The sequence below is a fragment of the Proteus vulgaris genome, from assembly GCF_016239305.1.
Taxonomy (GTDB): domain Bacteria; phylum Pseudomonadota; class Gammaproteobacteria; order Enterobacterales; family Enterobacteriaceae; genus Proteus; species Proteus vulgaris_C.
The window spans coordinates 103,855-129,952 of the sequence record NZ_JAEHOQ010000009.1 but is presented as its reverse complement, the minus strand read 5'-3'; the positions used below and the strand labels follow the sequence as shown (position 1 = coordinate 129,952).

Sequence of the window (26,098 nt, the reverse complement as noted above, 5' to 3'; positions counted from 1 at the left end):
TTTATGTGTATTATTTTTACTAGCGGCTACAATATAAATCCATACGAACGTATTGAAAAGAGGTTTTTTATGGGACGTCAAAGAACTATTGATAGAGAAAAATTATTAGAAGCGATCTTCGATATCGTGATGAAACAAGGTGCTGCAGCGTTAACGATTGATACTGTTGCAAAAAAAATGGGGATCTCAAAAGGCGGCGTTCAATACTGTTTTAGCAGTAAAGAAGCGATGATTGATGCGATGTTTGATTTCTGGGAAGAGAGTTATGAAACACAATTTAACAAGATAGTTGAAAGTGATAATTCCCCTGACAATCGTGTCGCTGCACATATCCATGCAATACATCATCACGATAAAGTCTCTTTTGCCAAAGGCGCGAGTTTAATGGCAGCATTACTACAAACGCCAGAATATTTACAAAGTACAAAAGAATGGTATCAGCAACGATTAGCGGGGTTAGATACAACAAATGAAGCGGGAAGGCGTGCAAGACTGGCATTTTTAGCGGCAGAAGGCACTTTTTTACTGCGTTATTTTGGGCTAATGAATATTAATGGTAATGAGTGGGAAGCTATTTTTAAAGATATTGATGTTGAACTTATTAAAGCCACTACTAAGTGATAAAAGAGCATATTGTATAAAGAAAATAACAATATGCTTCTCCATAAACGGATGCATTGTTCATCGGAATATCATAAAACTCGCCTAACGTATTAGATGGTTATGTGTTAACGAAATTAACCGCTTCTAATGTTAATTGGCCTATTTTATTCCATTCTTTTTGTTGAATAAGTTGTTCACTTACCATCCATGAACCACCACATGCGACGACTTGTTGGATGTTGAGGTAATCATGAATATTATCTAATCCAATTCCGCCTGTTGGCATAATATTAATATGGTGATAAGGCGCTAATAATGCTTTTAACATCGTAATGCCACCAGAGGCTTGTGCTGGAAAATATTTAACGAAATCGATACCGAGTTCTAAGGCTAATTCAATAGATGACGGGTTGTTAATACCAGGAATAATAGGAAGATTAATTTCATTACAATAGGTGACTGTTGTGGGATTTAATCCAGGAGAAACAATAAATTCAGCACCTGCTTGCTTTGCTGCGTTAACTTGATCTTTAGTTAATACAGTACCTGCTCCGATTAACATAGATGGAATATGTTGTTTTAATAATGAGATAGCTTGCGCTGCAACAGGAGAACGAAATGTAATTTCAGCAACGGGTAATCCATTGTTCGCGAGAGCTTCACCAAGGGGAATTATATCTTCAGCATGTTTAACTGAAATAACAGGAACAATTTTTAATTGGCGTAATCTATTGATAATCTCTTTCATGGCTATTTCTCATTTTTGAAAAAAGTCGTTGTGATTGGTTGAGTATCTTCTTGGGGAATAATGGCGCCTTTATGCTGAATAACTCGACCCGCTAATAAATGCCCCATTTCAGCAGATTGCAGTATGGTAAGGTGGTTTAAATAGCCAGCTAAAAAGCCTGCGTTAAATGCATCACCTGCTGAGGTGGTATCTACGATATGTTCAACATTTGTGGCGGGTATTTTTAATATATCGGGTTGAAAACCAGAGCAATAACAGCCTTCTTTACCTGATTTAATAACAACCTTTTTTACTCCCGCATGATGAAGTCGTTGAAATGTGTTATTTATTGTTATGTCATTCCAGAGTTTTTTTTCATCATCATCAGTAACAAGCGCTAATGTGACAAAAGGGAGTAATTGGTGATACCAATATTTTGCGGTTAAGCTGTTATCCCAAAGATGAGATCGATAATTACTATCAAAAATAATCTCTTTACCTAACTTGGATAAGTGTGCAATTAGGTGAAGTAACTTTGTTTTATCTTCATGATTAAAGATGGCTAACGTTATACCACTAAGATAAATAACATCAAATTCATCTAGCGCTTTTTCAAGCCTAGGATAATCAGGATGTTGGAATAAATGACAGGCGGCAGAATTATTACGCCAATAAAGAAATGTGCGTTCTCCATTGGCGTCGGTTTGTATGAGATAAATGCCAGCGTGATGTTTTTTATCTTCTAATACCCATTGGCAATTTATATTTTCTTTTTGCCAACGATAGCGCATTTCTTTGCTGAGGAGGTCATGACCCATTGCAGAAATAAAAAATACTTCAAGCTGATTATCTTGCTTATGAGAAAGGGCTCGACTTAAATAAAGCGCGCTATTTAATACATCACCTCCGAATGTCTGTATCATTTCACCAAATGGTGAACCATTAAGCTCAATCATACATTCACCAATAAACGCAATTCGCTTCATATTTTCTTCCTTTTTGATGAGAGATTGATCGTGTGGCTCAAAAGTCATTTGCGCCTCTCGCTGTTAGCCCGCCATCAACATAAAGATGTGATCCTGTAATATAGCTAGAGTGAGTGCTAAGTAACCAATCTACTGCATGGGCAATTTCTTCTGGTTTTGCTAAACGTTGGGCGGGGATCTGCGTTTTAATTCGTTGTTCAAGAGAAGCATGCTCTGCGTTATTTGTCGTAACCTTTAACAGCTCAGTATCTGTTGCACCCGGTACGACTGCATTCACACGAATATGATGAGAGGCATAATCAATCGCTAATGCTTTCACTAAGGCGGAAATCCCTCCTTTACTTGCACCATAGGCACTATTAGCGCCACCTGCAAATCCAACGGAGGCACTCGGTGAGCTAATACAAACTAATGAACCTGCAATATTATTATTTATTAGCTGTTTTATTGCTTCTCGACAGGTTAAGAATGTCCCCGTTAGGTTTGTTTTAATAACATGTTCCCATTCTGCTAATGAGGTTTCGTGCGCCATTTTAGTTATTTCAATACCTGCATTTGCAACAATGCCTGTAGGGACTGCATTAAAGTAGCTAATACTTTGATCAAACGCTTCAATAACACTCTGTTCTTGTGAAATATCACATTGGAGCGCAAGTACATCCTGAGCGCCCAATGCCATGGCTTTATTTTTAACTTTTTCAGCAAGCTCAATATGAAGGTCAGAAATCACGACAGCATAACCTTGTTGTGCCTGATGTAATGCGATGGCCTCGCCGATACCAGCTCCCGCACCTGTAATAAACATGACTTTTTTTTCACTGAACATATTTTTCTACTCATTAATAAGGAAATTCATCTAATCTATTGTTGTTAAATGAATTTTTATTACCTATTGCTACACTGTATATTGTATACAATAATACAATAAGTAATGAAGTCAAATGATATGCTATATAAATAGAATCATTATCAATGTTTCAAATAGAGGTGGGGTCAAAAAATGGAGATAATAAAAGTGGGAAAAGAGAGGAGTAAAGTACAGGCAAAGAGTGACATAATAATCATGCCACTGAGTTTTTTATATTAAAAAGTATTAAGAGTTAATGTCTTTCTTCCTTTTGTTATCAATGATTTTTGAAAAATCGACACGTTTAGTTTGTGCACAAATGTGTTCTTCAAATTCTTTTTCTAATTGAGCTAAATCACCAGCGATAATTTTATCGAGCAGTATTTCATGCTCACTAATAATTTCTTCCATCGGTTTGCTTAAAGTTGAGATACCAATGACGATTGTGAGTTGTTTAGCGACATTTTCCCAAAGTGAAGTTAACGTTATATTTCCACTGAGAATACAGATAGTACGATGAAAATCGACATCGCTAAGAGAGAAAAGATAATGGTCTTTTAGTAATGTGGCTTTTCTCATTTGATCGATTTTATGCTTAAATAAATTGATATTTTCTGAAATAAGATGCCCTTTATTACCAATTAAGGTTCTAATTGCATATAGTTCAAGCACAACTCTAACATCGATCAGTTCATTAAGGCGTTGTTCTGAAACAGGTGCTAAACGTATTCCTTTAAAAGGTTCACTCACCACGATCCCCTGACTTTCTAAAACACGTAATGCTTCACGAACAGGCATACGGCTTACATTCATTTTTTCAGCAATTTCTTTTTCAACAATTCTATCACCAGGAAGAATAAAGCCCCGTGTCGCGGCTTCGACAATGGCATCGACAACATCGTCAGCGATGGTTTTTACTTTTACGGGTTGCCAGTAATTTTCTTTTGTTGAATGACTCATGAGTGGTTATTTACTCTGTAGTGAAGTGGAGAAATCGTTGTCAAAATCATTATACATAAATAAAAAAAGAGTTTAATGATTTTATTTACTCATCTGGAAATGATTTAACTCATTGTTTAAAAATATTTTTTTATTTTCACCTATCTATTATTTATTTCATATTTTGTGAGCTACCCCTACTTTTTTTTCCATTTAAATGAGCTTTATTACTCAAATTTAAAGATTGTAATATTGTATACAATCATACTGTATGCTTTAATCGGAGTGTTAATAGAAGGCGATTAAGGAAAAAGAAATGAACTTACCTCTGAATACAATCAAAATTACTGAGATTGTTGCCGTTCCGCTATTTGGTGAAAGTCCTAAAGGCGGATGGTCTAATGAGATCAAACCCGAAGACTCCATTCATGCCATTATTGCTGTGCATACTGATGCGGGAATAACGGGCTACGGCAGTGTTTTTACTGATGGTAGATTGGTTGAAGCAGGCTTATCAGTATTACTTCCTCTTTGTCTTGGTGAGAATGCGTTAGAGCCTGAACGTGTATCTGAAAAGCTACGCCAGCATACCTTTTGGATGGGAAGAGGAGGGACGTTAACTCATACCATTAGTGGAATTGATATTGCTCTTTGGGACATTTTAGGTAAAGCAAGTGGCTTACCTGTCAGTACTCTTCTTGGCGGTAATTACCGATCGAAGATCCAACCTTATTGTTCTTTATTAATGGAAGAACCCGACACTATGTTTGAGGTGATTTCTCATTATAAAAAGTTAGGATTTAAAGCATTTAAAATTGGTTGGGGACCTTTTGGTCGAACGAATGATAAAGAACTAGATAGAAATATTATTGCAGCAGCGCGGGATGCGGCTGGATATGAGGCTCACTTATTGGTTGATGCTGGTGCGAGTGATGCATATTGGAAAAATGGGCTTAAATGGGCCATCAACACTGCAAATATGTTAAGTGAATATGATGTAGGTTGGTTCGAAGAAGCTTTACGCCCTGATGATATTGAAGATTTTAAAGTCTTGCGTAAGGAAAGTCCTGTTCCTATTGCCGGAGGGGAGGTTCTCACTCGTCGCCAATCTTTCTTACCTTGGCTATCTCAAGGTGCCTTCGATATCGTGCAACCTGATGTGACTAAAGTCGGTGGTATTTCAGAACAACGTCGTATCGCATGGATGGCTGATGATTTTGGGGTTAAATATGTTGGCCATGGTTGGAATACCGCCATGGGGCTAGCCGCTGATCTGCAATTGGCTGCCGCACTTCCGAATGTCGATTTTGTCGAGTTTATTGGTGGTAGCCAATATATAGATGGTATTACGACTACGCCATTTAGTGTTGATGAACAAGGCTATTTAGATATCCCTCAAAAACCAGGATTAGGTATCGAATTAGATATTGAGAAATTAAAAAAATATACCATCAACCCAGAAAAATTATTTAAATAATTAATTAGAGACCTCTTGTTAGTTTTTATTTTTAACTAACAACCCTACACCTTTTTTAAAAAGGGAATACCATGATAAATACTCAAAAAAGAACAAGAGTCAGGTTTTCTATCGCAATATTAATGACCCTTGCGATTGCTATTAATTATCTTGATAGAACGGTTATGTCAGCGGCTGCGCCTACGTTATCAGAAGAACTACAAATTTCTCCTGAAGCTATGGGCTGGATAATGTCTGCTTTTTTTCTTAGTTACGCATTATGTCAAATACCCGCAGGTTTTATCGCCGATCGATTTGGGCAAAGAAAAACCCTTGCGGGGGCAGTGTTATGGTGGTCTATGGCTACAGCTGCGACGGCACTAGCTAAAACACCGCTGAGTTTTATATCCACACGTATTCTAATGGGAATGGGGGAAGCGGGTGCTTATCCCTGTAATAGTGGGATAACGGCCAAGTGGTTTCCAGATAGAGAAAGAGGAAGGATAACCGCACTGTTTGATAGTGGTTCAAAATTTGGTACGGCTTTCGCGATGCCTTTAGTGGTGTGGATTATTGCTAAATGGGGTTGGGAATCAGCATTTATTTTCTGTGGTGCGTTAGGGTTTCTATGGGTGATCGCGTGGTTAAAAATTTATCATGATCCCGAACAACACCCAAAAGTGAGTGAAGCAGAATTAAAATACATTCGTGATGGACAGGTTAAAAAAGAAGGTATTGATAATATTCAACCCATGAAATGGTATGAATTATTTCGCTATCGTAATGTCCAGGCAATGTGTATGGGCTTCTTTTTACTCGATTATGCCATCTATTTCTTTATTACTTGGTTCCCTGCTTATTTAATGATGGAAAGGGGAATGAGTTTAGAGGAGATGGGATTTGCGGCAATGTTACCCCCTCTGTGTGGTATTGCTGGGCAATGGTTAGGGGGTTTTACAACCGATTATCTCTTTATTAAATATAATAATATTAACATTGCTCGTAAGTTCCCTATTGTTGGAGGCATGTTAGTTGCAACCAGTATAGCCTTCTCAGGGCTTGTAGAATCAACATCAGTTATGATGTTTTTACTCTGCTTATCTTATGCAGCATTGGCTTTTGCTGCTTCCGCTATATGGTCCTTACCCGGTGATGTTGCACCCCGAAATATGACGTCAGTATTGGGTGGAATGCAAAGTGCAGTTTCAAATTGTGGGGGCATACTGGGGCCGATTGTCACAGGCTATATTATTGGTGCGACAGGATCTTTTATGTGGGCATTAATTGTATCTGGAATTGCTTGTGCAGTGGGAGCATTAATTTATCTTGTTATGTTACGAGATATTAAACCCATTACACCAAATGAAATAGAGATAGAAAAAAATAGTACAAAATTAAGCTAATAATATATCAAAAATAAAAAATATATTATCCATAAATATAGTTGGAGAGGTTCTCTTGATTAATTTAAATCAGATAACCTCTTTTACATAATAAAAGAGAAAAGAAAAAAGATGCCATTTTTTATAGATAAAGAAATCGAAACAGAGGATGTTGAGCCAGGAATAACAAGAAAAATATTATCTAGAAGTCCAGAAATGATGATCGTAAAAGTTTTTTTTGATAAAGATATTCAAGGAAAAAAACATAATCATCCACATGAACAGATGGTTTATATTTTATCTGGCAGCTTTGAATATAGTATCGAAAACCAAATTAAAATATTGCATGAAGGTGATTCTGTATATATTAGCTCAGAAAAATATCATTCTTGTAAAAGTTTATCTGAAGGTGTATTGCTCGATATATTTACACCCAGTAGAGATGATTTTTTAGTCTATCTGTGATCTCTACTAGTGTGTATTTTTAGTTATTTTGTATGTGATAATTTGTAACTAAATAAGTCGATATGAGCAATAAATAGATTTCTACCATTCAGTAAAAGTTGTTATTCAGTACTCATCCAGTTTTTAAGCCATAAAAAATTTGTATTTATTTTAGAAAGGCCCCTACCATTAGGGATTTAATTATCGGGGCCTTAATAGGAAAGATTAGTAATACATAGCAATTAGCTTATTATCGATCTCTTTAACGTCAACGGGGGTGTCGAAAATATCTTCGATAATGTCTGCTTTCATGATCTCTTTGGGTGAGCCGTGATAATACAATTGTCCATTACGCATGGCTAAAATATAGTCAGAGTAAACAGAGGCAAAATTGATATCATGGATAACGATAATAATGGTTTTTCCTAATTCATCTGCGGCTTTTCGTAGAAGTTTCATCATTATTACCGCATGCTTCATATCAAGATTATTCAGAGGTTCATCAAGCATGACATATTCTGTATCTTGGCATAGCACCATCGCAACATAGGTGCGTTGACGTTGCCCACCCGATAACTCATCTAAATAGCGATGACGAAATTCAGTTAGATTTAAAAAAGCTAATGATTCATCAATCACTTTTTTATCATCAAGTGTTAAACGGCCCTTACTGTAAGGATAACGCCCAAAGCCGACTAATTCTTCTACAGTTAAACGACTGACGAACTGGTTTTCTTGGCGCAGTATTGAGAGGTTTTTTGCCAGCACATCACTATCTGTTGCCGCAACATCCATGCCGTTAACACTGACCATGCCACTTTCAGGAATTAATAAACGTCCAATAACAGAAAGCAGTGTGGATTTACCTGCACCATTAGGACCAATGATCGAAGTAATACCGCCACGTTGAATTGTTGTTGTAATATTATCGAGAACGGTTATATCTTGATAATGCTTTGATATTTTGCTGATTTCAATCATATTAAAGTCTTCTTAACACCAAATAGATAAAGAACATCCCACCGACAAACTCAATCACAACAGAAAGTGTTCCTGTCATTTTTAAACCATATTCTAAAACCAGTTGCCCACCAATTAAGGCGATAGTACCCAGTAAAAAGGCAACAGGCATTAAGAAACGGTGTTGGCTACTGCCACTGATATGGTAAGCAAGGTTAGCGACAATTAAACCTAAGAAGGTTAATGGGCCGACTAAAGCGGTTGAAACAGCCACTAAAACAGAAATCAGTAATAAAATATAAGTGGTTTGTTTGCGGTAATTAATACCAAGGTTAATTGCATTCGCTTGGCCTAATGCCATGACATCAAAGCTATAGCGCATCCGCCAAAGTAAGATACCGACGACAACGATAATGGCTAAAGCGCAAAAGATAAGATCAGGGGTTGCACGGGTGAAGGTGGCAAACATACGACCTTGTAAAATGGAGAACTCATTAGGATCCATCAAACGTTGTAATAGAGTGGCTGAACTGCGAAATAATGTACCTAAGATAATCCCAATCATCAGGACTAAATTGATGTTAAAACGTACGGAGCTAAATAACCAACGATAAAGTACAACCGAAAATAGCACCAATAGTGTTGATTCTAAAAAGAATTTTGATAAGTTCAACATCCATGATGCGGGCATATCACCTTCAAAAAAGACAAACACGGTTTGTAGTAATACAAACAGAGCTTCTAAACCCATTAATGAAGGAGTTAAAATACGGTTGTTGGCAATGGTTTGAAACAGGATCGTCGAAACACCAGCCGCAAACGCCACCACAATCATGGTGAGAATAATGTAGGCACGATGAGTCAGAATATAAGAGATATTGCCGTTTAGGTTTATCGTCATAAATAATACAATAGATAATAACGATGCCCCTAATAATAACCAGATACGAGACATGGGCGAAAGGCGCATTTTCTTATGTTCGGCAGCGCCAGTACATTTGCTAATTATGGATGAATTAACTTTTTGCATAACGTTGCTGCTTTAGTAGTAAGAAAAGGAAAATGACGGCACCCACAGCACCTAAAATAACACTGGCAGGGATCTCAAATGGGTAGCGAATGAGTCGACCAATCACGTCACACAATAAAACAATCGCACCACCACTCAAGCAAACCCAAGGAATAGTTTTACGAATATTATCACCCATCACTAAGCTCACTAGATTGGGTACAATTAAGCCAAGGAAAGGTAATGCACCAACAACTGACACAACAACACCACTAATCAGTGCAATAATGGATAATCCAATGATCATCACCTTGCGGTAATTCAGCCCCACATTAATGGAAAATTCACGTCCCATTCCGGCCACGGTAAAGCTATCAGCAACCCAACAGGCCATTAACGCAAGCGCACCAACAAGCCATAAAAGCTCATAACGGCCTTGTAATACACTTGAAAAATCGCCACTTGTCCATGCGTCTAAAGATTGCAATAAATCGAAATAAACGGCTAAGAAAATAGTTAACGCACCGATAACAGCGCTAAGCATAATCCCCACTAAAGGTACTATCAGTGTCGTTTTTAACGTGATCCTTTGCAGAAGCAACATAAACAACAAAGTACCGAGAAGGGCAAAAATGGTAGCGACCATCATTTTGGTAAAGATGCCAGCCGCCGGAAAGAGCAACATAACGACCAATAATCCAAGGCTTGCAGATTGAGTGGTTCCCGCAAGAGATGGTTCGACAAAGCGATTTTGGGTTAGCAGTTGCATAATTAAGCCAGCAACACTAATGGCACCACCGGCGAGTAATAATGACAGGGTTCTTGGAACACGGCTGATAAAGAAGATATCGCGCATATCGGGATCAGAAAACAGCGAAGCAGGAGTAATATCTCCTGCACCGACAAATAGACTGATCATTGAGAGGATAGCAACAAGTCCTATCCCCAATGATAAATGGAACGTTTTCATTCAGTTACTTTATTTTTTTTGATCCAGCGCTTGATTGATAGTATCCATTAAGCGAGAGTAAGTTTGGATCCCGCCGGAAATATAAATAGAGCTTGCATCAAGATAGATAACTTGGTCTTTATTCCAAGCGTTTACTTTTCTTACCAGTGCATTATCAAGGACTTGTTGCGCAGGTTGAGAATCTTCGCGACCAATCGCGGCATCACGGTCAATAACAAACATCCAATCTGGGTTAAGTTTTAACAGTAATTCAGAGTTGACGATGTTGCCGTGTGAACCAGGACTATCAAATAAATAAGCAGGTTCAAAGCCTAATACATCATAGATAAAGCCAAAGCGAGAGCCTGGACCATATGCTGAAATTTTACCGCCACTGACTAGCACTACCATCGCTTTACCAGCATCAGGTGTTTTGGCTTTTACGGTATCAATTTTACTATTGAAATCAGCCAGTAATTTTTTGGCTTGTTCTTCTTTGCCAAAAATCTGACCTAATGTTGTTGTGCGTTCAGCAAGGCTTTCAACAAAACGTTTAGGGTCGATATCCATTGAAATTGCAGGCGCAATTTCACTTAATTTCGCATACGCATCGCGAGCACGGCTACCACTTAAAATTAAATCAGGCGCTGTTGTACTGAGCTTTTCATAGTTTGGCTCAAATAAGGCACCTTCATTAATGTAGTCGTTCGAGTTGGTGTATTTTTCTAAGAATTTAGGTAAATGAACATTGGTTTGTGGTAGGCCAACAATAGGAGCACCTAATGCATCAATAATATCAAGGGTTTCCATATTCATCACAACCACTTTCTGTGGGTGTGCGGGGATTTCAGTTGTCCCTTGAAAATGTTCAATCGTGAGAGTTTGTTTCTCTGCTGATTGTGCTGTTGATGTGTCTTGAGCGTTATCACAACCAGCGATAACAAGTGAAGAAAGCAGTAAAAACAGTGGGCTTAATGACTTTTTAAACATTCTCTTTCCCATATTGTTGCAACACGAAATAAGACGGATCTTTACAGCAGTGGCTTAAATGTCGATCCACAAAGAAGATGATAATACCATCAAAAGTATAAAGAGTAATGATACTAATTCACATTCTCATAATAATAAAGGGTTAACTTGACTAAAATGGCGAAATTTTGCGAGAGATCATTAAAGGAAAATAAAGAACAAATTTTGTGACGAGAAAGAACTCTTAAGATTATTTGCTCAATTTGTGAAGAGCGTCAAAAGAGTAGGTCAAGGAGGGACAATTCTTAACCTGTAAGAAATATCGTTAGCTAGTATCATTGCGTATACTTCATTCAAGCAGAAACAATCCTTATTTTAATCTTACTTCGGTTTCTGTACTGACACAGTAATGAATGCACAAGAGAAAGTCTTGTTATCTCTAGGGTAAATCATTGCCAACTCAAGAGGGTTTTATGCAAAAGAAATATATTTACTTATTTTGTTCTGCTGGCATGTCAACATCCCTTCTCGTGACCAAAATGCGAGCACAAGCAGAAAAATATGATGTGCCTGTGGTCATTGAAGCTTTTCCTGAAACTTTAGCTGCACAAAAAGGGCAGGATGCGGATCTGATTTTACTAGGTCCACAAATTAGCTGGATGTTACCTGATATCCAAAAATTACTCCCGAATAAACCGGTCGAAGTGATCGATTCTCTGTTATATGGAAAAGTAGATGGCTTAGGCGTGTTAAAAGCCGCTGTCGCCTCTATTAAAAAAGCATCTGCAACAACAAATTAATTTTATTTTTTAATTATTTAATTTTTTTATTCCAGTCAAAGAGCGAATTTTTCAGCAAGCCGAGCAATTAGCGGCATTTAAAGGGTATTTTTCTATGAGTAAGTTCATTGGTTCACTTGAAAAGGTACTCCTTCCTTTTGCGGTTAAAATTGGAAAGCAACCTCACGTTAATGCGATTAAAAATGGCTTTATTCGTTTAATGCCGTTAACCCTTGCAGGGGCAATGTTTGTACTTATCAATAACGTTTTTCTTAGTTTTGGTGATGGCTCCTTTTTTTATTCTCTAGGTATCCGCCTTGATGCATCAACAATAGAAACACTCAATGGTTTTAAAGCTATCGGGGGGAACGTCTATAACGGTACATTAGGTATAATGTCGTTGATGGCGCCATTCTTTATCGGAATGGCATTAGCAGAAGAGCGAAAAGTTGACCCGATTGCGGCAGGCTTACTCTCAATTGCTGCCTTTATGACGGTAACACCTTACAATGCCGCTGGCGCTTATGCTGTTGGCGCTAATTGGCTAGGTGGGGCAAATATTATTTCAGGTATCATTATTGGTCTTGTTGTGGCTGAGATGTTTACCTTTATTGTGCGTCGCAATTGGGTTATTCGATTACCTGATAGTGTACCAGCTTCTGTTTCGCGTTCTTTCTCTGCGTTAATTCCCGGTTTTATTATCTTATCAATTATGGGGATTATTTCGTGGGGATTAGCGACATATGAAACAAACTTCCATCAAATTATTTTAGATTCTATCTCAACACCATTAGCATCAATGGGTTCTGTTGTAGGTTGGGCATACGTTATTTTTACCTCTCTACTGTGGTTCTTTGGTATTCATGGTTCACTGGCACTTGCAGCACTTGATAGTGGTATTATGACGCCGTGGGCATTAGAAAACGTCTCTATTTACACTGAGTACGGTTCAGTAGAAGCCGCTTTGGCAGCAGGTAAGACGTTCCATCTCTGGGCGAAACCGATGTTAGACTCCTTTATCTTCTTAGGCGGTACAGGGGCAACACTGGGACTTATTATTGCTATCTTTATCGCATCTCGTCGAGCGGATCACCGTCAAGTTGCTAAATTGGCATTGCCAGCAGGTTTATTCCAAATTAATGAGCCGATTATTTTTGGTTTACCTGTGATTATGAACCCAGTGATGTTTATTCCTTTTATTCTTATTCAGCCTATTCTTGCTGCAATTACTGTGACTGCTTATTACTTAGGGATAATCCCACCAGTAACAAATATAGCGCCATGGACGATGCCAACGGGATTAGGCGCATTCTTTAATACTAACGGCAGTATTGCAGCACTGTTATTAGCGCTGTTTAACTTGGGTGTGGCAACACTGATTTATCTTCCTTTCGTCATCATCTCAAACAAAGCACAAACTGAAATTGAGAAAGAAGAGAGTGAAGAAGATATTGCGAATGCATTGAAATTTTAAGTCATAGAAAAAGAAGTGCAGAGGTTTCTCTGCACTTTTCAGAGTTAAAGAGGATATACCATGTTAGATATTGAAAATATAGTTGATAGCAGTGCTACGGAAGATGAATTTGAAGAGATAATCATGGGTCTTATCATTAATTCAGGTCAAGCACGCAGTGTGGCTTATGGTGCACTAAAAAAAGCCAAAGAAGGTGATTTTGAAGGCGCTAGAAAGTTAATGGAGCAATCTCGTGAAGCCTTAAATGAAGCCCATAAAATACAGACACGTTTAATTGGTGATGACCAAGGTATTGGAAAAACGAAAGTCAGTTTAGTTTTAGTCCATGCACAAGATCATTTAATGACTTCAATGTTAGCCAGAGAGCTAGTGACAGAATTAATCGAGTTGCATGAAAAAATAAAATAAGGTGAATACTGTGGTGGAGTCATTGAGAGCACAAAGCGAAATACGTATGGTCTATGAAGATCAGCTATTTAATGGCAAAAATTTTCATGTCTTTATTTATAATAAAACAGAAAGTGTCAGCGGACTGCATCAACATGATTATTATGAATTCACCATTGTTTTAACAGGACGTTATTATCAAGAGATTAATGGTAAAAAGGTTTTATTAGAGCGTGGTGATTTTGTTTTTATTCCTATAGGCTCTCATCATCAAAGTTTTTATGATTTTGGTGCGACACGTATTTTAAATGTAGGGATCAGTAAAGCTTTTTTTGATAAACATTATCTCTCTTTATTACCTTCTTATTTTATTGCCTCACAGGTTTATGAATTAAAAAATGAGTTTCTCTCTTATATTGAATCTGTTATTAGCTCATTAAATTTTCGCCATACGGAATTTAATGAATTTATTGAAATTGTCACCTTTAATGTGGTGAACAGATTACGACACCATCGAGATAATCGTATTGAAGATGATATTCCTTTATGGCTAAGAGATACCGTAAGCGAGATGCATGACAAACAAAAGTTTGGTGAAAATGCATTGATTAATATGGTAATGCTATCAGGAAAATCACAAGAGTACTTAACCCGAGCAACACGGCGTTATTACGATAAAACACCCATGCAAATTATTCATGATATTAGGATTAATTTTGCGAAAAAACAGTTAGAAATAACAAATTATTCGATAACCGATATTGCTTTTGATTCTGGCTACAGTAGCCCGAGTTTGTTTATTAAGACATTTAAGAAAATAACATCATTGACGCCAAATAGTTATCGAAAAAATTTGTGCAGTATTAAAGAAACAAACTAATTCATTATTAAGCGTAAAAAATTAATCAATAATAAATATTGATTGTATTTGAAATAGAGAAAAAAAAGAAAATAAACCTATTTTCTTCAAGGACTCTTTGCGCCTTAATTTCGCTATTAATACACAAATAACAGCATTATTGTGCTGTATGGGAGTATTTTATGAGTCATAAACTAAAAATCGTTACCATTGGTGGTGGAAGCAGTTATACGCCTGAATTGTTAGAAGGTTTTATTAAGCGTTATCATGAATTACCGATCACTGAATTATGGCTGGTGGATGTAGAAGAAGGGAAAGAGAAGCTCGATATTATTTTTGAACTTTGCCAGCGTATGGTTAAAAAAGCGGGTATTCCTTTAACTATTTATAAAACCCTTAATCGCCGTGAAGCATTAAAAGATGCTGATTTTGTCACAACACAATTGCGAGTGGGTCAATTGAAAGCAAGAGAGCTTGATGAGTCGATCCCGTTAAGTCACGGCTATTTAGGACAAGAAACCAATGGTGCGGGTGGGCTATTTAAAGGGCTACGCACGATCCCTGTTATTTTCGATATTATTAAAGATGTTGAAGAAATTTGCCCTAATGCATGGATCATTAACTTTACCAACCCAGCAGGTATGGTAACTGAAGCGGTTTATCGTCATACCAACTTTAAGAAATTTATTGGAGTTTGTAATATTCCAATTGGTATGAAGATGTTTATTACAGATGTTCTGAAGTTAACAGATAAAGATGAACTCTCAATTGATTTATTTGGTTTAAATCATATGGTGTTTATTAAAGATGTCATTGTAAATGGTCAATCTCGTTTTCCTGAATTATTGGATGGTGTTGCTTCAGGAACATTAACTGCAGGCTCGGTGAAAAATATTTTCGATTTACCTTTTAGTGAAGGGTTAATTCGTTCCCTTAATATGTTGCCGTGTTCATATTTGCTTTATTACTTTAAGCAAAAAGAGATGTTAGCTATAGAAATGGGCGAATACTATAAAGGTGGCGCTCGCGCTAAAGTGGTACAGAAAGTCGAGAAACAACTGTTTGAGTTATATAAAGATCCTGATTTAAATATCAAACCAAAAGAGTTGGAATTACGCGGTGGTGCCTATTATTCTGATGCAGCTTGTGAAGTGATTAACGCCATTTATAATGATAAACAAGCTGAGCATTATGTGAATATTCCACATCATGGCCATATTGATAATATTCCTGCAGATTGGTCAATTGAAGTGACTGCAATTTTAGGCCGAGATGGCGCTAAACCTCATCCTCGTTTAACGCATTTTGATGAAAAAGTGATGGGATTAATTCATACCATTAAAGCCTTTGAAATTGCAGCCAGTAAAGCAGCTATTAGCGGTGAATTAAATGACGCTTTATTAGCCATGAATTTAACGCCATTAGTACTTTCCGATAAAGATGCAGAAGTGCTTACACGTGAAATGTTATTAGCGCATAAAGCACATCTACCTCATTTTGCTAAAGCAATTGCTGAGTTAGAAAAAGCCTCTCATTAATTGTCGGCAGATAAATATAAGTGATAAGGAGACAGAATGGCTGGTTTATTAATTGTGAATGCGGATGATTTTGGGCTTAGTAAAGGCCAAAACTATGGTATTGCAGAGTGTTTTCGTCATGGTGTTGTTAGCTCAACAACGGCACTTGTCAATGCTGAGGGAATTGAACACGCAGCACAATTGCGTCATGAGTTGCCTGGTTTAGGTGTTGGGCTTCACTTTACTTTGACGATGGGTAAACCACTGTCTCCTTTACCTTCTTTAACGCGTGATGGTGTATTAGGGAAATGGGTGTGGCAAATGGCAGAAGAGGACAATTTACCGCTTGATGAAATTCGTGTTGAGCTTAACGTGCAATATCAGCGTTTTATTGAGATCTTCGGCTGTGCGCCAGACCATATTGATAGTCACCATCATGTACATATGTTTAAGCAGATCTTTCCTATTGTGGCGGAGTTTGCCAAAGAAAAATCATTACCGATGCGGGTTGATAGATCGTTAGCCCACAAAGAAGGGATTGACACTCAAGGTGTGATAAGTAGTGATGGTTTTGATAGTCAATTTTATGGTGATGAAATCACTCAAGCCTTATTTTTAAAGGTACTTGATGAATCAAAAGCACGTCATGAGCACTCTATTGAAGTGATGACACATCCTGCTTTTGTAGATAATCCATTGCGTACTAGTGGTTATTGTTTTCAGCGTCTAACAGAGCTAGAAGTGTTAACGGATGGCGCATTAAAACAGGCCATTTTGGAAAGAGGTTATCAGCTAGGAACATATCAAGATTTAATGTAGTGGGTTTTTAGACAATCGGTGTCTGTGTTTATTCCCTAGTGTGGGTCTTTTGGAAATTATAATTTAAATAGTCTTTTGCCTCTGTTTTTATAAAGCAGAGGTTTTTTGTTTTTACGTGTTTTCATTCAATTTAACTAAATTAGGCTCCCTTCTGGTTATCAGTAAGGTTATTTTCTCACTCTTTAATACAAGGATGTTACTGTCTAGAACGTACAAAATATCCTTTAATTTAAAATAAATTTAGGGTGATTTTTTCTTTCATTCTGAAATAGTCCCCTCATAACCTAAAGTAAGTGTAATATTTTTTGGAGATGTGAACGTGATATCGGTTCTCCAACTGAGAGATTTAGAATAGTTATCTTTATTTATATTTTATAACTAATACTATTTACTCTAATAACAGCATATAATAAATTTTTCATAATGTAGTTTTAAACTACATTATGAAAACGCACATATCATAAAATAATATGTGCTTTATATTATTTAAAAACGATAACCGATATTGGCAATAAAACCATCTAAAATGATCCGATTGTTGATATCTTTGAATTTAAAACGGCTGTTTTCATATCCAACAGAAATAGAAACCATCTCAACTGGATTAACGATTAAACCAGCTCCCCAACTGAATGCATTTTTCTTTAATTTTTTTAATTCTGAATTTTCAGATTTAAATTGAATTTGGCTGATACCCGCGGTGCCATAAACACTAATGAAATCATTTAGACGTATTGTAGGACCTGCCATTACAGAGTAATAGCGTGCATTCACATCTTTAAAAAAAGTATTAACAGGTTTATTCAAATCATATTCATTTTGAGCATAAGTGGCTGTTGCTAAAATACCAAATTGTGAATTGATTTCTTGACGAATAGAGAATACACCGCCGTGCATTGGATTTTGACCTGCCATTTTGACTTGAGCATAACCCGCTGAAAGAGTGATTTTTTCTAATTTAAAATCATTTTGAGCATAAACAGAAGAGGTAGCCAATAAGCCACTAATAAATAAAGTTGATAGTAATTTTATTTTCATTAGTTATATCCCATAAATAAAAAGCGGAGAACGTATTATGAAGCGGGAGGATTATAATAATGAGATTGTTTTTAATGGAATAAAAAAGAGTACATGTGTTTAAATAAGGTTATTTTATTAAAGTGTCTATTTAATTATTAATAATACTATTAAACAATTAATATAAATTAAATATGATTCGTAATAGGGAACAACAATAAAAAGAAAAAGTAGACGTTAAAAGAAGGCTCTCTATTATCTAGAGAGCCTGTGAGGATTTATTTAAGTCCTAGGTCACTTTGTAGGCTAATGACTTGATTTTGTAAGTTCTCTAATTCAAGCTGTTTTTCCATCACTGATTTTGATGGATTGTTTTGTGCCGCTTTCATTTGCGTATCAATTTCATTGATCTGCTTTTGAATATCATTTTGCCCTTTGGTTTTTTGGCGAATTTGATTTAACAGATTATTCATTGATTGGCTTAATGCACGTTGACTAGCTTGTTTACTTTTTAGATCTGCATTGGTCTGTTGTTTTTCTTTCTCAATGGCAGCAAGAACAGCTTTAAACTCGGTGTTTAATGCTTGTTCATTACCTAAAATTGCTTTTTTTTGTTCAATACGATTGTCATAAGTCCCTGAATAATTACAGTTGAATTTGGTAATTATACTGACATCACCCGTTGTTGGATCACAATCAGCGGGATTGGTGACACAACCGCTTAAAAGTAAGGTCATGCCGACAAGGGAAAGAGGTAAAAATTTCATTATCATCCTTTTTAACGTTAACTAAGTTTTATTGCTGTACGTTGGGTATAAAGGCTATCAAGTTCTTCTTGTAAAGAGGTTACTTGTTGTTTCATCCCATTGATTTGTTTATCAAGTTGTGCCGTTTTTAGGCCATCTTGGCGACTTTGAGCAGCGATATCACGCCATTCACCTTCACGTTTTTTCATATCCGCTAAACGAGAACGAAGTGCTGTGATATTGGCATCAATACCTTTTAATTGTTTTTCAGCCGCGGCTTTATTGAGGCGTTGTTGTTTCATATCTTGCTCAATTTTTGCCAACGCTCTTTTATCGTCGTTGATTACGGCTCTGGCGGTATTTGAGGCACTTTGTAAGCGCTGGTTCTCTTTTTTCACATCCTCTATCATTGAGTTGAGCATTTCTTCTTTCGAGGCATAGTTTTGGCGCTTATTGTCTAAATAGGCATTTGCACCAATACCAACACCACAACCCGCGACCGCGGCGATGATCATACAGGCGCCTTTGTTATCAACATTAGCCACTAGGCAGCTTAATGCACCAATAGCAGCACCACCTGCACAAGCCCCAATGCCAGATTTACTGAAAAACTCCATATCACTGTTATTTTTTAAACGTGGATCAGCACCACTATTACTTTGACACCCTGATAAAGTAAGTACGGCACTAATGCCAAGTACAGCCATAAGTCGTTTATTCATACCACACCTATCCCAAAGTCTCTGTTATTGTTTTTTGCACGCTTCAAGCCATTCATTCCGTGAAACTTTACCGTTCGCCCAATATCCTTGGAGTCCCTGCATATAGGTTGAAAGGTACGTATTTAAATTCGATTTACCTCTGGCTTCCATTAATTGGCGTACAACGTCAATTTGCGGTTTAACTAAAGAGGCGTCATAGGTGGTTGCCATATCCACTAATGTGTCTGCGTAATAGCTCACAACAAAGTCGAGCGTTTTTTTATGCTCGTTAACTTGCTCTTGACGTCGTTCACATGTGGCATCTTTAGTGCCTGGAGGACAGTTTTTTTCATGTAATGCGATTAATCTGTCATAGAACTCGCCATCATCTTTTAATTTGGTACATAAAAAAGCACCTAATTGCAGTGAGGTACGGATAGCTTGATCACGTTGTTCATCTCGTAGTTGTGCATTTGCCCGTAAGGTATTTTTTAATTCAGCTAATTGTTTTTTCAATGCTTCATCTTGCACTTGGGTTGAGAGTGTATTCAGGCTATTGATGGAGTTATCGCTATTAGTTTTTGAGTTGTTACTTGCGGGCTTCTCATTTCCTAATTGCTGCCACTCTTTTTCTATCTCTTTGATCTTATCGCGTGATGTTAATGCTGGGGCAACAATGGCTAAACGAAAGCCAGTGTATTTATTTTTATTTGCACCCGTATTGGTGTAATAAGGCTCTTCTTGACGCCATGAACTGCGCATATCACTCTCTGGCGTTAGATAACTACCGCCACGTACGATAAATCCACCTGCTTGCCCGTGTAAGCGATCGAGTTTGTTTAATCGAAAAGGCTCAAACATCATTTCAGCGACATTACCTAACATGTCATGTAATCCGAGAGGATTAGGCGATAATAGGCCTGTTAGCTGTAAAGAACCGTTAGCAGATTGGCTACCTGCCGACCAAATATAGTTTTTGGTACCTTCCGGCATAGGAAAACGAATATCTCGGAATTCTGACGCTGAGACTTTTAGGCCACCACGAGCTGCGAACTCCCATTCTGTTTCTGTCGGTAATCGTGCAAAGCCTTTTGCGCCATCTTCTACGGGTAATGCTTCTGGATGATGGCTTCTTAGCCATTGATTATATTGATCGGCGAACTGCATGGCTTCATACCAGCTAATATTTACTTTCGGTAAACGTAATTTATTTGAGGCAACAGGGCACTCTTTACCATTAATAGTGCTTTGCATGGCGTTATATTGCAGATCGGTAACGGGATATTTTGCCATAAGGTAATAACGGCCTTTTTCTTTACCTTTTAGTGGGAAGCTACCCGCAATATGTTCAGCTCGTGATTGCTCTAAATAACCCCATTCATCACCTTCTTGCCCTAAAGTCACGCTGTAATCTTGTAAAGGCTGACTGAGAGGGATAGTAACTTGGCGAAAGACCATTGAACCTTCACAAGGAAATGGCAATATCACATCATCAGGTAAGGCTTTTGGGTTAACAAATTTATCATCCCATTTGGCTGATGCCGTAAAACTGCTAGATAACAGCGCGAATGATAAAGTTAAAAGCGATAAATTAAATTTCACGTAAGCTCTCCGCAGGTTCAATTGAAACGGCACGTAATGCACCAATACAGGCAACGACTAAGGCCACAAGTAAGGCACTGCACATAGCAATCAATAAATCCCAAAACGTTAACTGACAAACAAAGGCTTGTTCGGGTAAATGGGTGCCTAATAATGTGGTAAATAAGCTACTACCAATCCCATAAAGCCCAAGGGCTAAAATAAAGGCAACGCTTGTTAATAGCAGCGCTTGCAACACAATATATAAAGAAACAGCAAATTGACGGAATCCCAGTAGGCGTAGTACTGCCATGTCTTTACGTTTGCGGTCAATATTGGCAAGAAAGGCACCAATTAATGAAGCGATACAGCCTAATAATGAGACCCAAGCAATAACAGAAAAAATAACGTTAAGAACATAGCTGATTGCTTTTACAGAATCTATTTGGCTTTTTTGTGTTATCACATCAATGTGTTGTTGCCGAAACCAATTATCTAATGGTGCGATGGCATCTAAATTTTTGGCATAAAGACGAGCTTTAGCAAACTGAGTTCTTGGTTTTGCCTCAACACCTTGTGTAATACCAAAAAGAGGAGCTTGATAACCATCACGGTAATCTTCCATTGCCACTAAAACATCAAGAGAAACAAAGGCCGCGGCTCTTGAAAATTTACTATCACTGATAATGGCACTAATAGTAAAAGTACGTTTTGCGCGTTCATTGACGCCATTAAGTTTGCGACTGATAAATAATCGGACGTTATCACCGACATTAGCTTGTAATTTTTGTGCGGCATTGGCAGAAAGCACTAACGTGTCTGCATTTTTAGGTATAGCCACTCCCTCTAATAAAGGATCGCTTTCTGCTGTCGGAATGATTTCCGCATTATCAATAAAATGTTGTCCATCAATCACAATATCAGCTTGTGTATTTAAGCTACGTGTTAATGGGATAACAAAGCGTACCTCATCTTTCTGCGCAATATTATTAAACCAACTTTGTGGATAATTACTATTGCCTAACATGCGTATTTCAAGGTTACGAGGATCATTAAGAAGCTGGTTATGGAGTTGCGTTACAATGCCATTTTTTAATCCAAATAGTAGCAACAGTGGCGCAATTACCGAGACTAAAGAAAACACAATACATAATGCGACTTTGCGATCATAAATTAAGTCGCGCCAAGCGAGTGAGCTGAGTAAGCCAAGGCGATTAGGATCGGCACTATTGTTTGATAAAGACACTACCGCCTCCTTCTAGTTGTGCGTGATAGTGGCTAAACCCAAAACGCTCGACTAGAGACCAATCGTGGCTAACAACCAGCGCAGAGATCTCCAGTTGCTTCACCATCTCCACAATAAGGGCATACAGCGCTTGCGCATTATGGGGATCAAGAGCTGCAGTGGGTTCATCAGCAAGTAATAATGTCGGCTCGTGTGCAATAGCGCGAATAAACGCTGCGCGTTGACGTTCACCAATGGAGAGCTGGCGAGGAAGGCGAGTTAACAATGGGCGCAATTGCAGATGGTCAATTGCGTGATCGAGCCAAGCGGAGTGCGATGTTAACCCCAGCATTTTGCGAGGTAATTGAATATTTTGCATGACGGTTAAAAAAGGCAGTAACCCTCCACTTTGAAGCATAAAACCTAATTTCTCTGCTCGTAATGATGCGAGTTGTGCTTGCTCATTATTTAGCACGGCTTGTGTGAGAGTTAAATTATCATCGAGTTGAAAATGGGTTAATTCATCAGGGCGTAAAATAAGCCCGATCATTTCCAACAGGGTACTTTTTCCACAGCCACTTAATCCGGTTAACGCGCCGATTTCTCCTTTTTCAAGGATCAATGAAGGAAGCGCAACACGAAAACCATGTTGCGCATCACCACGCGTAATTACCATGCCTTCAATCTGGATCATTAAGGTAGGTTTTCCAGTGGAACTGGGTAAACGTGATCGCGCGGATCACTTTGTGGTGCAAGGGATATCCAACGATCAACGTCTTCGTTATAACGTTGATAATATTGTAATTTCGTATTGAGTCGGCGGATAAACTTCTCTTGTGTTAGACCATCCCAGCTTTTCCATGTCTCTTCATCCAAGCTCAATACTTCACTTAAGTAAGGGAGATTTTCGACATATTCACCCAATAAGCCCATTTCACCTAATTTAGTCGCAGAACCCTGTTTGATTTGATTAGGATCGTTACCCATAGTGGCAGCAATCGAACGTAAATCAGCAAACATATTGTCAGGTGAGATCAACCCTTCGTTAGCGGCATTAACAATTTTTTTCATCACATCACTTAAATCGCTAAGCTCACTTTTGGTCAGTAACACTTGTACTTCTGTTGTTGGGATATTTTGCTGTAATAAGTCTCGATCACTAATCCACGCTTTAAAGACCGGAGGTGCTTTTGTGCCCTGTTTTTCACCTAAATATGCTAAACGCATGGCATAACCTAAATCATGCGCATCGTTAAGTAAGGCATCAGTTTCTTTATTTTTGCTATAAGTAGGATCGGCATTTAATGCACTGCCTACGGTGGCTTCACCACGATAAGCCGTTTGAATTTGTGTGGTTACAGCAGTTGCTAAACTGTCTACCATACGACCAAAACTATTTACATCCCCTGAGTTAATAGGGTAGTAAAGTGATTTGTGTAAGAACGGATTAAGTGTTAATGCTTCATATTGTGCTTGTGCTGAAGCATGATTTTTTGCCCCTGATGGGGTTTTTAAATGCAGGGTATAAAGAGCAACACCACGATAAGCCGCTTCTTGGCGAATTTGTTCAGCATCGAGTTTAGTTGATGACAGCGGATCATCTCCCGTTAATGCTCCCGCGTCAGTGATTAAAATAACGTAACGCGCACCAAAACGAGTCCAATCAACATCATCAAGGGCTTGCATAACACCAGCATATGCATCTTCATCAAAACGACTACTTGAGACTTTCGCTTGGCGTAACTCTTTTACTTTATTCAGGAAATCAGGGCCGTCTTTTACGTCATTGGGGTTTACAAACATTTTGCTATCGTATTCCAATGCGGGGACGGCTTTGATATTCGAGCGAAACGCAACTAAACCAAATTTTACCTTATCCAACATATTGTCTTTTTCGACTTGAGCATAAACCTTTTGAATCGCTTCTTTGGTTCTATCAATGTAAGGATCCATTGATATTGTTGAGTCGATAACAAACACGACAGCCGCAGAAAAACCTTGCATCATATTGTCAGCATCTTTGCTGTCTGGCGTTGCTGGCTTTGTATTGTTTGTGGTTGCATTCGTATTCTGTGCGTCTTTGCTGTCTTTGGTTTGTGAAGAGACAGACGCCACATTGAGCACTCGCACTTTATATCCCGCATCAGTAAAGACTTCATCTGAACCTAGTACAGGTAATAGATAAAAATTACTTTTCTGATCAATCAGATAATCAGGCTCTTTAGCTAAAACAGCCGGATTGATTTTTTGATTTTTGATATCAGCTAAAAAAGGTTGATACTGTTTTTCGGGAGTAGGACTTTCAAGCAAGCCTTCAACCGTTTGCTTATCTTTGAAGAATAGCATTGGGTTACGGCCCGCTGGGTTAGTAAAAGCCAGCGTTAACTGCATTTTCCATTCAGATGTACAGCTTGCATTCATCCAACCGCTAATATGACCCAAGCTATCAGGGCCGACTTGTAGCCACTCATTGGCGCCTTGTTTTTGACGCTGATATACATAAAAACGGCTAAATGCGGGTTGTTCTTTACCTGCTACGCCAATTGTGTCTGCCACTTGGCAACCTGGGTAGGTTAATACACGCTGATAGAGAGTTTTTTTACCCTCTTGTAATAGCGGTTTTTTCTCTTCAGCACTTGCAGGTGCTGTCAGAATTAAACCACTGAGAATAAGAGTAAGCCAATGCGCCTTTTTCATACGACTTTCCTATTTTTTCAGTGCTTCAAGACGCGCTTTTGCGTCACTGTTTTGTGAGTCATGATTAAGAACAGCTTCGTACCAATAAATGGCCGTTTCTTTGTCTGCACCAAAGCAACCTTGTGCTGATGCTGTTTCTGGATCGTATTCACGAGCATAATTGAGTGCGATTTCAACATCACCTGATTGCGCTTTATATGCATATAAACGCTGAGCAACGTCACATTGATTGTTCTGTTTGGCTTGTTCAATCGTAGTAAGAATAGTTTTACTGTCTGGTTGGCTCTGTATACAACTTTGTACAAAAGCGAGCGCAGTACCTGATTTCATATTTTCAACACTACACACACTTGGTGTTGATGGCTCAGGTGTCGGTTGTGGTGCTGGTTCGCCTGCAGGATTGCCTCTTAGTAAGAAGAACCACGTTAAGATACCCGCTAAAATTAAGATCAGGATAATCGCTAAAATTAAACCAATTTTAGATTTTTTCGGTGCAGATGGTGTTGGTCGTTGTGGTGGTTCATCTACTTTAATTTCAGGAATAATTGGCTCAGGCTCTGGCTCTTTGATTGACTCAGGCTCAGGTGATGGCTCCGGTGATGTTTCGACAATGTGGGCAGGCGGAATGGCTTGATTATCTAATGTAGCCGTTGATTTTAATGCTTCGCTTTGACCTTGTGCTTGAGAGGCTAATACACCATCACGAATACGTAGTCGGCCAATATCTTGTGTTTCATTATCGTCTTTTAGCGTAAATTGATAGGCCATTTGTAAGTTGCTAACAAGGGGATCAACTAACGTTTTATCAAGAACGATTTGATAGCCATCATCGGCATCTTCAAGAGAAAGCTGGTGGAAAAAGGCATTACCTACCCATTCCCCTTTATCATTTAAGAAATAGCGATCTTGGTTACGCTGAATACTTAAATAAACAGGGGAAGCATCACCTTCCCAATTACGAATACTTAATACCGCAAAGCCAGGACGAGCAGGTTGTACGGGTTTTAATTCTGGATTAAACACGA

The 26,098-nt window shown here is 38.1% G+C and carries 26 protein-coding genes; 10 read left to right on the top strand and 16 right to left on the bottom strand.

The window, feature by feature from the left end; translation table 11 throughout:
• Positions 1 to 69 precede the first annotated feature (69 nt).
• A complete protein-coding gene (locus tag JEP40_RS08990; protein WP_198623278.1) occupies positions 70 to 621 on the top strand; it encodes a TetR/AcrR family transcriptional regulator in 552 nt (183 codons plus the stop codon).
• A gap of 100 nt (positions 622 to 721) precedes the next feature.
• Here JEP40_RS08990 and JEP40_RS08985 read toward each other — a convergent pair whose 3' ends face one another.
• The 4 genes from JEP40_RS08985 to JEP40_RS08970 all read right to left on the bottom strand — a co-directional run bounded on the left by JEP40_RS08985 (position 722) and on the right by JEP40_RS08970 (position 4,123).
• Positions 722 to 1,351, bottom strand: coding sequence for a bifunctional 4-hydroxy-2-oxoglutarate aldolase/2-dehydro-3-deoxy-phosphogluconate aldolase (locus JEP40_RS08985; protein WP_198623277.1), 630 nt, complete (start codon positions 1,349 to 1,351; stop codon positions 722 to 724).
• A gap of 2 nt (positions 1,352 to 1,353) precedes the next feature.
• The gene (locus tag JEP40_RS08980) at positions 1,354 to 2,316 is read right to left on the bottom strand and encodes a sugar kinase (RefSeq protein WP_198623276.1); all 963 of its coding nucleotides are present in this window, start codon (positions 2,314 to 2,316) and stop codon (positions 1,354 to 1,356) included.
• A gap of 37 nt (positions 2,317 to 2,353) precedes the next feature.
• Entirely contained in the window at positions 2,354 to 3,142 is a 789-nt protein-coding gene (locus tag JEP40_RS08975) for an SDR family NAD(P)-dependent oxidoreductase (protein ID WP_198623275.1), read from the bottom strand.
• Positions 3,143 to 3,409: 267 nt separating this feature from the next.
• The gene (locus JEP40_RS08970) at positions 3,410 to 4,123 is read right to left on the bottom strand and encodes a GntR family transcriptional regulator (protein ID WP_198623274.1); all 714 of its coding nucleotides are present in this window, start codon (positions 4,121 to 4,123) and stop codon (positions 3,410 to 3,412) included.
• A 295-nt stretch (positions 4,124 to 4,418) separates the two neighbouring features.
• Between JEP40_RS08970 and JEP40_RS08965 the strand changes: the two genes are divergently transcribed.
• The 3 genes from JEP40_RS08965 to JEP40_RS08955 all read left to right on the top strand — a co-directional run bounded on the left by JEP40_RS08965 (position 4,419) and on the right by JEP40_RS08955 (position 7,405).
• Positions 4,419 to 5,579: a mandelate racemase/muconate lactonizing enzyme family protein gene (locus JEP40_RS08965; protein ID WP_198623273.1), complete on the top strand. Its 1,161-nt coding sequence runs from the start codon at positions 4,419 to 4,421 to the stop codon at positions 5,577 to 5,579.
• 71 nt (positions 5,580 to 5,650) lie between these two features.
• The gene (locus JEP40_RS08960) at positions 5,651 to 6,961 is read left to right on the top strand and encodes an MFS transporter (RefSeq protein ID WP_198623272.1); all 1,311 of its coding nucleotides are present in this window, start codon (positions 5,651 to 5,653) and stop codon (positions 6,959 to 6,961) included.
• A 111-nt stretch (positions 6,962 to 7,072) separates the two neighbouring features.
• Entirely contained in the window at positions 7,073 to 7,405 is a 333-nt protein-coding gene (locus tag JEP40_RS08955) for a cupin domain-containing protein (RefSeq protein WP_198623271.1), read from the top strand.
• A 204-nt stretch (positions 7,406 to 7,609) separates the two neighbouring features.
• Here the strand turns inward: JEP40_RS08955 and JEP40_RS08950 are convergent, their stop codons facing one another.
• The 4 genes from JEP40_RS08950 to JEP40_RS08935 are packed head-to-tail and all read right to left on the bottom strand — an operon-like array spanning position 7,610 to position 11,292.
• Positions 7,610 to 8,365 (bottom strand): ABC transporter ATP-binding protein, encoded by a 756-nt coding sequence (locus tag JEP40_RS08950; protein ID WP_197269758.1) that lies wholly within the window; start codon positions 8,363 to 8,365, stop codon positions 7,610 to 7,612.
• A gap of 1 nt (position 8,366) precedes the next feature.
• The gene (locus JEP40_RS08945; protein WP_072068903.1) at positions 8,367 to 9,374 is read right to left on the bottom strand and encodes an iron chelate uptake ABC transporter family permease subunit; all 1,008 of its coding nucleotides are present in this window, start codon (positions 9,372 to 9,374) and stop codon (positions 8,367 to 8,369) included.
• Complete coding sequence (locus tag JEP40_RS08940; RefSeq protein ID WP_198623270.1) at positions 9,361 to 10,323, bottom strand: ABC transporter permease; 963 nt, start codon at positions 10,321 to 10,323, stop codon at positions 9,361 to 9,363. The genes JEP40_RS08945 and JEP40_RS08940 overlap by 14 nt, the downstream gene beginning before the upstream one ends.
• Before the next feature lie 9 nt (positions 10,324 to 10,332).
• The gene (locus JEP40_RS08935; RefSeq protein WP_198623269.1) at positions 10,333 to 11,292 is read right to left on the bottom strand and encodes a siderophore ABC transporter substrate-binding protein; all 960 of its coding nucleotides are present in this window, start codon (positions 11,290 to 11,292) and stop codon (positions 10,333 to 10,335) included.
• Between the two features lie 452 nt (positions 11,293 to 11,744).
• Here JEP40_RS08935 and JEP40_RS08930 point away from each other — a divergent pair, with 452 nt between their 5' ends.
• From JEP40_RS08930 to chbG, 6 genes are all read left to right on the top strand, one after another.
• Entirely contained in the window at positions 11,745 to 12,071 is a 327-nt protein-coding gene (locus tag JEP40_RS08930; RefSeq protein ID WP_072068900.1) for a PTS sugar transporter subunit IIB, read from the top strand.
• 94 nt (positions 12,072 to 12,165) lie between these two features.
• Positions 12,166 to 13,524, top strand: a complete 1,359-nt coding sequence (chbC, locus tag JEP40_RS08925) for a PTS N,N'-diacetylchitobiose transporter subunit IIC (RefSeq protein ID WP_109409028.1) — start codon at positions 12,166 to 12,168, stop codon at positions 13,522 to 13,524.
• Positions 13,525 to 13,584: 60 nt separating this feature from the next.
• The gene (gene chbA, locus JEP40_RS08920) at positions 13,585 to 13,932 is read left to right on the top strand and encodes a PTS N,N'-diacetylchitobiose transporter subunit IIA (protein ID WP_198623268.1); all 348 of its coding nucleotides are present in this window, start codon (positions 13,585 to 13,587) and stop codon (positions 13,930 to 13,932) included.
• A 10-nt stretch (positions 13,933 to 13,942) separates the two neighbouring features.
• Entirely contained in the window at positions 13,943 to 14,791 is an 849-nt protein-coding gene (chbR, locus tag JEP40_RS08915) for a transcriptional regulator ChbR (RefSeq protein WP_198623267.1), read from the top strand.
• 161 nt (positions 14,792 to 14,952) lie between these two features.
• Positions 14,953 to 16,308, top strand: coding sequence for a 6-phospho-beta-glucosidase (locus JEP40_RS08910; protein WP_198623266.1), 1,356 nt, complete (start codon positions 14,953 to 14,955; stop codon positions 16,306 to 16,308).
• A 36-nt stretch (positions 16,309 to 16,344) separates the two neighbouring features.
• On the top strand, positions 16,345 to 17,106 hold the full coding sequence (gene chbG / locus JEP40_RS08905; protein ID WP_198623265.1) for a chitin disaccharide deacetylase: 762 nt from the start codon (positions 16,345 to 16,347) through the stop codon (positions 17,104 to 17,106).
• 486 nt (positions 17,107 to 17,592) lie between these two features.
• On the opposite strand, the gene JEP40_RS08900 is transcribed toward chbG, so the two are convergent.
• The 8 genes from JEP40_RS08900 to JEP40_RS08865 form a co-directional block, all read right to left on the bottom strand.
• Complete coding sequence (locus JEP40_RS08900; RefSeq protein ID WP_198623264.1) at positions 17,593 to 18,144, bottom strand: Ail/Lom family outer membrane beta-barrel protein; 552 nt, start codon at positions 18,142 to 18,144, stop codon at positions 17,593 to 17,595.
• A 257-nt stretch (positions 18,145 to 18,401) separates the two neighbouring features.
• On the bottom strand, positions 18,402 to 18,890 hold the full coding sequence (locus tag JEP40_RS08895) for a hypothetical protein (protein WP_232799216.1): 489 nt from the start codon (positions 18,888 to 18,890) through the stop codon (positions 18,402 to 18,404).
• A 17-nt stretch (positions 18,891 to 18,907) separates the two neighbouring features.
• On the bottom strand, positions 18,908 to 19,591 hold the full coding sequence (locus tag JEP40_RS08890; RefSeq protein WP_198623263.1) for a hypothetical protein: 684 nt from the start codon (positions 19,589 to 19,591) through the stop codon (positions 18,908 to 18,910).
• A gap of 24 nt (positions 19,592 to 19,615) precedes the next feature.
• Positions 19,616 to 21,172 (bottom strand): formylglycine-generating enzyme family protein, encoded by a 1,557-nt coding sequence (locus JEP40_RS08885; RefSeq protein ID WP_198623262.1) that lies wholly within the window; start codon positions 21,170 to 21,172, stop codon positions 19,616 to 19,618.
• Positions 21,162 to 22,397, bottom strand: coding sequence for an ABC transporter permease (locus JEP40_RS08880; protein ID WP_198623261.1), 1,236 nt, complete (start codon positions 22,395 to 22,397; stop codon positions 21,162 to 21,164). Before JEP40_RS08880 ends, JEP40_RS08885 begins: the two co-directional genes overlap by 11 nt.
• Complete coding sequence (locus tag JEP40_RS08875) at positions 22,378 to 23,070, bottom strand: ABC transporter ATP-binding protein (RefSeq protein WP_232799215.1); 693 nt, start codon at positions 23,068 to 23,070, stop codon at positions 22,378 to 22,380. Before JEP40_RS08875 ends, JEP40_RS08880 begins: the two co-directional genes overlap by 20 nt.
• Positions 23,070 to 25,073 (bottom strand): vWA domain-containing protein, encoded by a 2,004-nt coding sequence (locus JEP40_RS08870; RefSeq protein WP_198623260.1) that lies wholly within the window; start codon positions 25,071 to 25,073, stop codon positions 23,070 to 23,072. Before JEP40_RS08870 ends, JEP40_RS08875 begins: the two co-directional genes overlap by 1 nt.
• Before the next feature lie 9 nt (positions 25,074 to 25,082).
• Positions 25,083 to 26,096, bottom strand: a complete 1,014-nt coding sequence (locus tag JEP40_RS08865) for a hypothetical protein (RefSeq protein ID WP_198623259.1) — start codon at positions 26,094 to 26,096, stop codon at positions 25,083 to 25,085.
• Positions 26,097 to 26,098: the final 2 nt, after the last annotated feature.